The sequence below is a fragment of the Sporosarcina sp. P13 genome (genome assembly GCF_002743055.1).
Taxonomy (GTDB): domain Bacteria; phylum Bacillota; class Bacilli; order Bacillales_A; family Planococcaceae; genus Sporosarcina.
Genome location: NZ_PDYM01000007.1, coordinates 96,631 through 108,257 on the forward strand (window position 1 = coordinate 96,631; position 11,627 = coordinate 108,257).

6 protein-coding genes and 1 pseudogene are annotated in these 11,627 nt (G+C 38.2%); 5 read left to right on the forward strand and 2 right to left on the reverse strand.

Features of this window, described 5'->3' with window-relative positions:
* Window positions 1-115: 115 nt before the first annotated feature.
* Window positions 116-1,417 carry a methyl-accepting chemotaxis protein gene (locus CSV79_RS05895; protein WP_158232479.1) on the reverse strand — a complete coding sequence of 434 codons (1,302 nt, stop codon included), beginning with the start codon at window positions 1,415-1,417 and terminating at the stop codon, window positions 116-118.
* 693 nt (window positions 1,418-2,110) lie between these two features.
* Between CSV79_RS05895 and CSV79_RS05900 the strand changes: the two are divergent.
* Window positions 2,111-3,031: pseudogene (locus CSV79_RS05900) on the forward strand (HNH endonuclease).
* 244 nt (window positions 3,032-3,275) lie between these two features.
* Here CSV79_RS05900 and CSV79_RS05905 read toward each other — a convergent pair.
* Window positions 3,276-5,291, reverse strand: a complete 2,016-nt coding sequence (locus CSV79_RS05905; RefSeq protein ID WP_233201377.1) for a sigma-54-dependent Fis family transcriptional regulator — start codon at window positions 5,289-5,291, stop codon at window positions 3,276-3,278.
* A 496-nt stretch (window positions 5,292-5,787) separates the two neighbouring features.
* On the opposite strand from CSV79_RS05905, the gene CSV79_RS05910 reads away from it, so the two are divergent.
* From CSV79_RS05910 to CSV79_RS05925, 4 genes are all read left to right on the forward strand, one after another.
* Window positions 5,788-7,920: a hydantoinase/oxoprolinase family protein gene (locus tag CSV79_RS05910; RefSeq protein ID WP_099688111.1), complete on the forward strand. Its 2,133-nt coding sequence runs from the start codon at window positions 5,788-5,790 to the stop codon at window positions 7,918-7,920.
* 72 nt (window positions 7,921-7,992) lie between these two features.
* Complete coding sequence (locus tag CSV79_RS05915; RefSeq protein ID WP_233201380.1) at window positions 7,993-10,269, forward strand: hydantoinase B/oxoprolinase family protein; 2,277 nt, start codon at window positions 7,993-7,995, stop codon at window positions 10,267-10,269.
* Window positions 10,270-10,289: 20 nt separating this feature from the next.
* Window positions 10,290-10,793 (forward strand): acetone carboxylase subunit gamma, encoded by a 504-nt coding sequence (locus tag CSV79_RS05920; RefSeq protein WP_099688113.1) that lies wholly within the window; start codon window positions 10,290-10,292, stop codon window positions 10,791-10,793.
* Window positions 10,794-10,879: 86 nt separating this feature from the next.
* Entirely contained in the window at window positions 10,880-11,245 is a 366-nt protein-coding gene (locus tag CSV79_RS05925; protein ID WP_099688114.1) for a YlbF/YmcA family competence regulator, read from the forward strand.
* Window positions 11,246-11,627 lie beyond the last annotated feature (382 nt).

The window sequence follows — 11,627 nt, forward strand, 5'->3', positions numbered from 1 at the left end:
CCGCTTGATAGTAAAGGGGTTAGGCTGTTTTATTTTAGTACTTTTTTGTAATCTGAATCTAACATACGGTGTGTTCTAATGGTCATATACATAGATTTTGGATACATGACCAATATTAATCATCAAGTACAGAAGCATTGATTTCAGTAACAATTTCATTTAGTTCCTCAACTAACTCTCTTAGCGATACGGAAACGGAACTAAAATCACTTGTAGAAGCTGTTTGCTTTTCAGTAATTGCTAAAATTGTGTCAATATCCATAGCGAAAGTAGACGTTATTTCCGAGATGTACTTCATGATTTCTTGTGTCTCGTTAGAACTATCCAATAACTCAGATGATGAATGGGAAATATCGTTAATTTGTTTACTTACACTATTTGTAGATTGGGATATTGTTTCAAATATATCTTGTGTTGCTTGAATATGTTCCATCCCTTTTTCAATTTCATCAATATTAATGCCCATCCCACTAGATACATTGGTGATTCGTTCTTGTATGGACTGTATAACAGATTGAATTTCTTTAGCTGATTGATCGGATTCAGTAGCCAGTTTTCGAACTTCTTCCGCCACTACAGAAAAACCTTTACCTTGTTCTCCAGCCCTAGCAGCTTCAATAGATGCATTCAAGGCTAACAAATTAGTCTGTTCAGCTATCGATGAAATTAACCTTATATATCTATCAATGTCTGATGAGTAAATAGATAACTCATGAACCAATTCGTTCACGTTAGTAGAAGACTTCGTAATGTTGGTCATTTGTTGAACCATAGTTGATACGGTAGCGTTACCTATGTTCACTTGCTCTATCGTAGTTTTGACATTGCTATTTACAGTTTCTGCATGGCTGGTAATCTGTTGAATTTGAGAAAGCCTCGATTGAATGCTACGAACTCCCTGTTGTAGTTTTTCGGTTTGATCAGTAGCTCCTGTTGCTATCGTTTGTATCGAAGAAGTAATTTCATGTCCAGACGCAGAAAGGTCCTCTGATCCTGTAGAGAGCTGAATCGTATTATCTAGAATTCTTCCAGAAGTTTCATTAAGGCTATTCACAATTTTTTCCAAAGCCGTTTGTTGAAGTTTAACTTTTTCTTCGTACTTCTTATTATTCACTTGTTTTGTGTAGATGAACCAAACAGTGGCACCACTAATTAATAGTAAGAAAAATGCATGAATCAATAACAAAGAAAAACGATAATCCGATACCCCGCATAGTAATTCAGGCATTAGAAAATATCCTGCCAAGTGTTGAATTGTGAAGATAACAGTGCTGACAACAATCAACTTTATTTGATCATAAAATGAAATAATGGCAATCACCATGAAAATAGAGAAGTGATATTCTACTAAACCATTTCCTCCAGCTATAATCGAAATACTACTAAAAGTCATAGATAGTATGATCAATAAAGGCAATAAAGTAGATTCCTTATTCAATTTGTACTGAATGAATGAGAGTATAACTAATAGAATAGGTATAAAGAGAAGAATGTTTTGGATAATTAATAAATTCCCAGAAATCGTATCGATACGATTTAATAGTAAATGGTCTTGCAAAAAATTGAATTCCCTATGTAGCAAATGGATAAAAAGAGATATTAACAATACGAAAAATGATAGAGTTAACATCAATTTATTTTTGTTCTCCGTTTTAATAATAAACACCCCTTGTAAATTTCTTGTGATTCTTTATGAAAAGCGGAGTAGGTCAAGTGGCACATCATAACAGAAAACGTGGTAATAAAGAAAGGCTTTAGTGAAGTTTAATAATGCATTGTACCCGGAAATGAATTTTATATTATAACACTAAATATATCGTCATTCAATTGAAATTAAATAAGTGACACTTAAAAGGTACCGGGTCCGAAACAATTTAGGATTTTCTTGGGACTTAGTACTACTTTTTATAGAAAATCGCGCGAAACCTTGACAGCGCCGCGCGAAAGTTCGATCAAACCGCGCCAACCTTGCATGTGTCCGCGCCAAAAATGTGAAAAACCGCGCCAACCCCAGCAACCTCCGAGCGAAAGTCCGAACAAACCGCGCCAATGTCACGTTGAATCGAGCCAATCCCTACCAACACCGCAGCTTATAAAGGAGTGAAGCACGATGCAAAGTTACATCGTCATGCAAGGACGTACATATAACGAAGAAAAAGAATTAGGTATCCTTTGATCATTGCAACAAGACAGTATAGGCAATGTTCATCATTTCTGGGAACGGATGAAAGAAGTGTGCGAAGGCGATCGAATCTTTCATTATGTAAGAGGGGAGATTGTCGCAATTAGTGTAGTGAAGTCAGGTTATAGGGAAGAACCGCGACCGGCTGAGATTCCACTTCTCGGTAGCGAGCATGCGAAAGGCTACTTAGTAGAGGTCGATTATTATGAACTTGAAAAACCACTAACGATTGCAGATTCTTTCAATGAAATTCAGCCACTATTACCGATAAAGTATTCACCGTTTCAAGACAATGCCAATGGAAATCAAGGCTATCTCTATCCATGCAATGAAGAACTGACGATTAAACTCATCGAACTGATTGCGGACTTGAACATCTATGAAATCGATGAAGAGCAATTGGAATTCGTTATGGGAACAGTACAGAAAACGGAACACGATTTCCTCACCCCACTCCTCGCTGAAACCGAAACAGAAGCGAAAACGAAAGTACGACTAGGACATCAACGATTCCGAAACGAACTCTCACCATTGTGGCACAATCAATGCGCATTGTGCGAAATCGATCTACCCGAACTACTGCAAGCTAGTTACGCAAAACCGTGGAAAGACAGCACGACTAATGAACGCAATGATCCAAACAACGGCATCCTGCTCTGTCGTAACCACGACGCCCTTTATCATAACGGCTTTATTGCGTTTGACGGACAAGGGAAAATCCATATTTCATCTAGTATTCTTATAGAGGATTACGAGAAGTATGGACTGCATGGGAAAATGAAAGTGAATCGGACGGAGACGAGTAAGCCTTATTTGAAATGGCATAAGAAGCATGTGTTTAAGGAGTAGAGAGTACCTGTGCAAATATTTTTCATAGTATTTTTTTGCGGGGAATAAAACATTCAGAATTATATTTAAGGTGAAGCACTTTATTCTGAATTCAATGATGCACGGTTCATTCAGGTTTTACAAATAAAAAGCAGCCAAGCTCGGGTTCTCCACCGGTTGCTTGGCTGTTTATCTATCCTTATTTAATCTATTCCTGAATTGTGCATCACTTCACACGTAAGGGCCGCGTTTTATTGACTCTTTTTTAAAAACCCCTTCTGATTTTAGTATCATTAGTTAATTGATACTTTTTAAGTTTACGGTATAAAGTGGATCGTGCAATATTTAATTTCCTAGAAACAGCTGAAAGATTATAGTCTGTAATTTCTAGGAGTTCACTTATTTTCTTCCTTTCTATGTTCTCCATTACTGATAGGTTATTGGCTTTTTTTTCATCAATCAACGGGGAATATGGAGCATTCAACAAATAATCGGGTAAATTACTTTTCTCAATGGCAGGAGTATTGCTATATATAACAGCATATTCAAGAACATTTCTTAACTCTCTTACATTACCAGGCCAATTATACGTTGAAAAAAGATCTACTGTCTCATTTGTCAAATAAAATGATGGGGGTTTGTTATGTTTATGTGCAAATTGTACTAAAAATTCATTACTTAATAACCAAATATCTTCTTTCCGTTCGTGAAGAGGGGGAATGTCAACGGTTACAAGATTTAATCTGAAAAACAAATCTTCTCGGAAAAGACCTTCGTTTATCATTGTAGGTATATCTTTGTTTGTTGCAGCGATGATTCTAACATCTATATCAATTGTTTTTGAAGAACCTAATTTTTCAATTTGTTTTTCTTGAAGGACTCTGAGTAAATGGACTTGTAAGTCTAATGGCATTTCGCCAATCTCATCCAAAAATAACGTACCACCTTGTGCTTCTTCAAACTTTCCCTTCTTACCTCCTTTAGTCCCTCCAGTAAATGTCCCGCTTTCGTAACCGAATAGTTCACTTGCAATCAGATCCTTTTGAACAGTCCCACAATTTAATGCAATAAATGGCTTGTCCTTCCGTGGACTTTCTTGATGAATGTACTTGGCGAGAACTTCTTTTCCCGTGCCGGTTTCTCCGAGCAATAAAATAGGAACATTTACTTGAGATCCTTTTTGGCATTTTTGTAAAACGCTTTTAAATAGAGTGGATTCCCCTATTACTGGCAGAGCACGTGGAGATTCAATTAAAGGTGACGTGCTTGAAGTATTCTTATTTGTATCTTGAAAAGTAATCAGATATCCAACTTCTTGTCCTTTGAAGTAAATGATTTCAATCTCATTCTCTTTTAACCCATGTACTTCTGTGTCATATAAAGTACATGAAGGGTTTACCAATTTTCTTTCTTGCGGTCCTGCTTTATTAAATAAATGATTAAAATACGTGTGTTCATTTACATCGGTCATTTTTTCTATGTTGAATATATCCATTAACTTTATATCGCAATTAATAACGGTCAAATCCTTACTTAGTACGAGGATCAGATCGTTTTTTCGTTCAAGTTTACTTTGATAGTAGAATTCGACCAAATAGTTGTGACTTTCTTTGTGCAAATTATAAAGCTGTTGCTCTATTACTTGTGCAAGTGATACAGCAAAAGGAAGTGTGTGGGGTTGTCCATTATGCCAAAGTCCAGTGAAGTCGATTACACCAATCACTTTCTTTGTATAAGGCTGAAAAATAGGGGCTGAGGAACAAGTCATTGAATGAAATCCTTCGCAAAAATGTTCAGCACCGAAAATTTGAATAGGTTTTTTAGTTATAAGACTAGTACCTATCGCATTCGTGCCAGCAGCACTTTCGCTCCAATCCATTCCAACAGTAAAGTTCGTGTTTCTTGTTTGTTTAATGACATCTGATTCACCTTTTAGATAAATCATTTTCCCTTCTTCATCACTTAACGTAATCATATAGCCCGTTCCGATTAACTTGTGAAAAATATTATCAATAATTGGTTTGGCAACTTGATAGAGTGCTGATTCGGATAAGATTTCATCTAGTTCATTTCTATTAATTGCTTCATTTGCTTGCTTTATTTGGGGATTTACTCCGATTATTTTGCATCGTTTCCAGGAATCTAAGACATCGTGACGGACCACTGGCTTTAAATCTGAGTTTTTTCCTTTTGATACAAACTTTTCCCAATATAATTGTGTTTCCTCCATCTTATTAAATAAATCGTGAGTAGAAAAAATTGATAAAAATGGATTTGGCAATCTTTTTCCTCCTTAAATTATTTTAATGGGGATTCTATTTTGAGAATAACAGTGGGCAAATGGCAAATAGGAAAGTGTGTTATAGGTAGTTATTTTAGTAGGTAGATCACGATGAAAAAATGAGTCCCTTTATTTTTTCTCATTAAACCAATAATACCATCTGGTTCCATTATTCACAATAGTTAGAAGATTGGGAGCTGATTTTCTAATTCGTTTTCAACTATAGATAGGGGAAATAGTTTTAAGGCGTAGCTAGACCCATATCGCTACACCCGTATGGCTACATGTGTATCAATTCGATACAACTATAATACAAAAATATGAAATACTCAGTACACTTTGTCGCGTTTAAGGGATTTTAATAGATTTTGGATAGTTGGCACGAGTCTTGCAACTATAGTTTGTAAGTTACTCAAGAAGGGTCAACAAGTGTAAGAAATACGTTCTCTTGAATAACCAGAGTAAATAGTAATTAAAACGAAGGGGGAGACATTAAATGGCAAAATCGCAAATTCTAGCAATCGATGCCGGTGGTACAATGACAGACACATTCATTATTGATGAAAAAGGGGAATTCGTTGTTGGTAAAGCTCAAACGACTCCAAAAGATGAATCTATTGGACTTATGGAATCTGCAAAAGACGCTTTAACTTATTGGGATACGACAGTGGAAAAGGAGTTTCCTAGTTTGCTTGCAGGTGTTTATTCTGGAACAGCTATGCTTAATCGATTAGTTTCACGGGTCGGTCAACGGGTTGGTTTAGTTCTTAATAAGGGAATGGAAGATAATCATCGAATGGGGCGTGCGGTTCAATCCCATCTTGGCTATTCTTATGCTGACCGAATTCACATCAATACGCATCACTTTGATCCGCCACTGGTTCCTAGGAATTTAACTGTAGGTATAACTGAAAGAGTAGATATGCATGGGAATATGATCATTCCTATTTATGAGGATGAAATTAGACCAGCAATCCAACAGTTATTGGATCGGGATGTGGAAGCGATTGTTATTAGTTTCCTTCATTCATTTAAATACCCAGATCATGAACGGAAGGTTCGCGATATTGCGATTGAGATGGTCAAAGAAGCAAAGAAAGATATTAAAGTTTTTGCTTCTGTTGATTATTATCCGGTACGAAAAGAATCGCATCGGACAAACACAACAATCGTAGAAGCGTATGCGGCTGAACCATCGCGTATATCTCTAGAACAAATAGGCACGAAGTTGAAAGAAGTTGGTTCTGATTTTGACTTGCGTATTATGGCTAGTCATGGTGGGACAATCAGTATACAAGCCAATGAATTGGCGAGAACGTGCGTATCTGGACCAATCGGCGGAATGGTTGGTGCCAAATATTTAGCAGAAAGTTTAGGTCTTCCTAACGTAGCATGCTCTGATATTGGCGGAACAAGCTTTGATGTTGGGCTTATTACCCAGGGTGAATTGGCTATTGATTCTAGTCCAGACATGGCTCGACTCGTACTTTCTTTACCGCTTGTTTCTATGGATACAACTGGTGCGGGAACAGGAAGTTACGTACGCGTGGACCCTAACTATGGAAATCTAACGTTAGGACCGGATAGTGCCGGAGCTCTTGTTGGTGTTTGTAATCCAGAAGGGGGAATTGAAACTGTCACGGTTTCTGACTGTCACGTTGTATTAGGTTTGATTAATCCTAATAACTTTATCGGCGGGAAAATAATCCTTTCACCAGAAAAAGCTTATGAAGCTGTAAAAACTCAAATTGCTGACCCGCTTGGGTTGAGTGTGGAGGATGCAGCGCTAGGTGTTACTGAACTACTGGAAGCACAATTGGGCAACTATCTGGAGTCAATGATACTTGGAAAAGGATATTCACCAGCTCAATATGTTTGCTTCTCTTATGGCGGAGGGGGCCCGTTACACACAGCGGGTTATACGAAAGGCCTTGGCTTTGAAGATGTTCTCGTACCTGCTTGGGCGGCTGGATTTTCAGCATTTGGATGTGGAGCAGCTGACTTTGAATATCGTTATGATAAAACGTTAGACCTTAACGTAGCTGAGAAAGAGGATTCTAGCGTCATTCTTAATACAGGAAAGGTATTACAATCTGCGTGGGATGAATTGAAAGAGAAAGTAGCAGAGGAATTCGACAAAAATGATCATGCTGAAGACACGGTTAAATTCCGCCTGTTTTATCGTATGCAGTATCAAGGGCAACTAAACGATTTGGAAATTGAGGCTCCGTTTGAAAGATTTAATGGGGTTGAAGATTGGGATGTTCTAGTTAAAACATTTGAAGAGACATATTCGCGCGTCTATGCCAAATCTGCATTATCACCTGAATTAGGCTACAGTATCACTGGTGCAATTGTTCGTGGAATTGTTCAGGTAGCGAAACCTAAAATACCAACAGAGCCTTTGTCTGGTAAGACTCCGCCGGCGGACGCATTTTTAGGTAAACGTAAAGTGTATTGGACTGACGGCTGGATTGATGCAAATATTTATGAAATGGAAAAAATGAAAGCAGGTAACGTTGTCGGTGCATTCTCTATTTTAGAGTCAACTGCAACAACTTTAGTGGTACCTACTGGATTTGAGGCACATCTCGATGAGAATCGTATCTTCCATCTTAAAGAACTTTAATTCAATTTAAATTTATAAAATAATAGGGAGGTAATGATATTGACGACAAAACAAGAAGAATTAACAACGCATATACAAGAGGGTGTATTTCAACAGTCTAGAGGTCCAATCGGTTGGGACGGAAAAACGCTGAAACAAATGAGGAAAGAGACAGACGAAATTAGTAAGGAAACCGGTCATTATGCTGGTTTAAGAACTCTACCGTTCAAAGAATCTGACCCGATTCGTTTTGAAAAAATATTTTCAAAACTCCGTGGTGGAGTAGTCCATGCTAGGGAAACAGCAAAAAAAGTTGCAGCTTCTCCAATTGTAGAACAAGAAGGAGAATTGTGCTTTAGTTTATACACGCCGGATGCGGATTCTATTGTTACCTCGACTGGAATTATTATTCACGTAGGAACGATGGGCGCAGCTATTAAATATATGATTGAAAATGATTATGAAGTGAACCCGGGTATTGCGGATAAAGATATTTTCTGTAATAACGATAATCATGTTGGTAACGTACACACATGTGATGTTCATACGCTCGTTCCGATTTTTTGGGAAGGTGAACTATTAGGCTGGGTTGGAGGCGTAACCCACGTTATTGATACGGGTGCAAGTTCACCGGGTAGTATGTCGGTCGGTCCTGTGAATCGATATGAGGATGGGTACCAAGTAACTTGTCGGAAAATTGGACAAAACGATGTCCTTTCAAAAGACTGGCTACTTGAAAGTACGCGTTCAGTACGGGCAGTGAAATATTGGACGCTAGATGAAAAAACACGGGTCGCTGGTTGTCATATGATACGTGACTTGGTATTAGATGTAATTAAAGAAGAGGGTCCTGACGTTTATAAAAGTTTCATACGTGAAATTATCGAAGACGGTCGCCGTGGCTTCGTGAACCAAGTAAAAACGATGCTAGTCCCTGGAGAATATCGTGGTGTATCTTTTGTAGACGTACCATTTAAGGATCTTCCAGTTCATGATTACGCAAAAGTAAATTCAATCATGCACTCACCTTCAAAAATTAAGGTTCATAAAGATGCCAAGTTAGAAATTGATTTTGAGGGGACAAATCGTTGGGGCTGGCATAGTTTTAATGCGACACCAGTTTCAATCACTTCTGGTATTTGGGTAATGCTTTCACAAACGCTCGCGCCAAATGATCGGATTAATGACGGCGCTTATTATGCAAGTGAATTTGGTATTCCACTAGGTTCATGGTTGAATCCAGACGATCTTCGTTCTGCGCATGCGAACACGTGGCATTCACTCGTTGCAGCATGGTCCCCTTTATGGAGAGGATTAAGCCGTTCGTACTTTGCCAGAGGATATTTGGAAGAAGTGAATGCTGGTAACGCGCATACAACTAACTGGTTACAAGGCGGCGGAATTGGCCCAGACGGCGAACTCCATGCGATTAATAGTTTTGAATGTGCGGCTTCCGGTGTTGGAGCTAGCGCCGTAAAAGATGGAATTAGCCACTCGGCAGCACTTTGGAATCCAGAAGGCGATATGGGTGACATGGAAATTTGGGAAATGCTTGAACCGCTAGTCTATCTAGGTAGACAAATTTTACCTGGATCAGGCGGAGCTGGTAAGTATCGTGGTGGAAGCGGTTGGCAATCACTTCGATTAGGCTGGGGGACGAATGACTGGACGATGTTTGTGGCGGGTAGCGGACATATGGCCACAGACTGTGGTTTAATGGGAGGTTATCCTGGAGCAGCAGGATATCGTTACTCTGCACTTGATACAGATTTAAAAGAAAGATTTGCTAAGCAACTTCCTTTCCCTCAAGGAGCAGATGTTGATCCAGACAATGCAGAATGGGATACAGTAATAGAAGCTAAAACGATACATCGCGATAGACAGACGGTATCAACAGAAGAAATGTTTAAGGATTATGATGTAATCATGAACTATCTACGTGGAGGTCCAGGATTTGGAGACGCTCTCGAGCGTGATCCGAAAAATGTAGCGGAAGATATAAATGCTGGATATGTATTGCCACGTTACGCAGAAAAAGTATATGGTGTTGCAGTCAAAGAAGGAAAGTACGGAGAGTATACTGCTGATGAAGCTAAAACAATTAAACTTCGTGCGCAAATACGCAAGGACCGAGCAAAACGTAGTATTCCTGCGAAAGAATGGATGAAACAAGAAAAAGAAAGAATCTTGAATAAAGAAGCATCGCCGCAAGTACAACATATGTATGCAGGTAGCTTTGCTTTAAGTGAACAATTTACAGACGAGTTCAAAGGATTCTGGGACTTGCCTAAAGAGTGGATGGTCTATGAAGAAGACTTGAATGTACCAACTTACGGCGCGCATATTAATAGGTTTAAAGATAATAAATAAAAAAAGAGGGGGTATGGACAATGGCAAAATACAATAAGAAAAAAATTGGTGAATTAATTGATGGCACATTAGAGTTTTATGAGCTGAAGGACATGATGTCAAGCCATAAAGATCCTGAGCGTTTTGGGACGTATATGAGCGTTTTACAGGAGCGTGTTACGTGGGATGATCCAATTATACTTCCTGCTGGGTTACACTTATATATCGTGCAAAAGGCAAGCGGGGATCGTATTGTAAAGTGTGATTGTGGACATGAATTCTGTGACTACAAAGATAATTGGAAGTTACACGCGAATATATATGTTCGTGATACAGAAGAAAAAATGAATGAGATTTATCCTAAGTTAATGGCGCCGGACACGGATTGGCAAGTAATTCGAGAATATTACTGTCCGGGGTGCGACACTCAGTTAGAGGTAGAAGCCGTCACGCCATGGTACCCAATCATTAAAGACTTTGAACCCGATATAGATACATTTTACAACGAATGGTTAAAAATCCCTCTGCCTACAGTGAAAGCATAAAAGAAAGGCGACGGTTCTTTGGAATCGTCGCTATTTTTTTCTAAACGTTTGAAAATAACTCGATGGAAAATTGAAGGAGGAAAACAATGAATACAATGATTATAGAGGATACAATTAGAGAACGTGCCACTGAACTGGAAAAGGAAATCCGGTTAAGTAAGGAGTATATTCAGCTCAAAGAAGCTTATCAACATATAAATGAAGATGAAATGACAAAAAAACTTTTCGATAACTTTAGAAAATTGCAAGAGAGCTTACAAAAAAAGCAAATGGCTAACGAGAGACCTACAGAAGAGGAAATAACGAAATTACAAAACCTGGCAAAGCGCATACAAGAAAATGAGAGAATCAGTAAGTTGTTGGAAGCGGAACAACGCCTAGGTTTCGTAATCGATGAGATCAATAAGATTTTTATGAAACCAATGGGAGAGCTATATGGTGATATGAAGTAAAGTAGTACCCACTTGTGGTACATAGTAGTTAATTTTATGGAATTATACTACAATCTTATTTAGGTTGTTGAATAATATGGTATTGGCATGTTCTTTGATGAAAAAAGTTTACGGATTTTGCCTAAGTTAATCGCCTAGATCTCAGCGTTGGTACATTGAGCATTTCTTTATATGGATTAAGCAACACTAAATTGCAATATTAATTTAACCGCAAACTCTCAAGCCGATTCATTGGTTTGAGAGTTTTTTGGTTCTATAATATTTGTTGGGGTATGCGTACAATTTGCATAAAAAAATACACGTGATCACCGATTTCTTTTATACTTGAATTGTCTAGAAACAAGTAAAAGTGAAAGGTGATACGTGCATATGAATTTTAACA

What these genes read in the sequence shown, in the direction of transcription:
- CSV79_RS05920 (WP_099688113.1), top strand. Translation starts at nt 10,290, where the DNA reads ATGGCAAAATACAATAAGAAAAAAATTGGTGAATTAATTGATGGCACA.
- CSV79_RS05910 (WP_099688111.1), top strand. Translation starts at nt 5,788, where the DNA reads ATGGCAAAATCGCAAATTCTAGCAATCGATGCCGGTGGTACAATGACA.
- CSV79_RS05925 (WP_099688114.1), top strand. Translation starts at nt 10,880, where the DNA reads ATGAATACAATGATTATAGAGGATACAATTAGAGAACGTGCCACTGAA.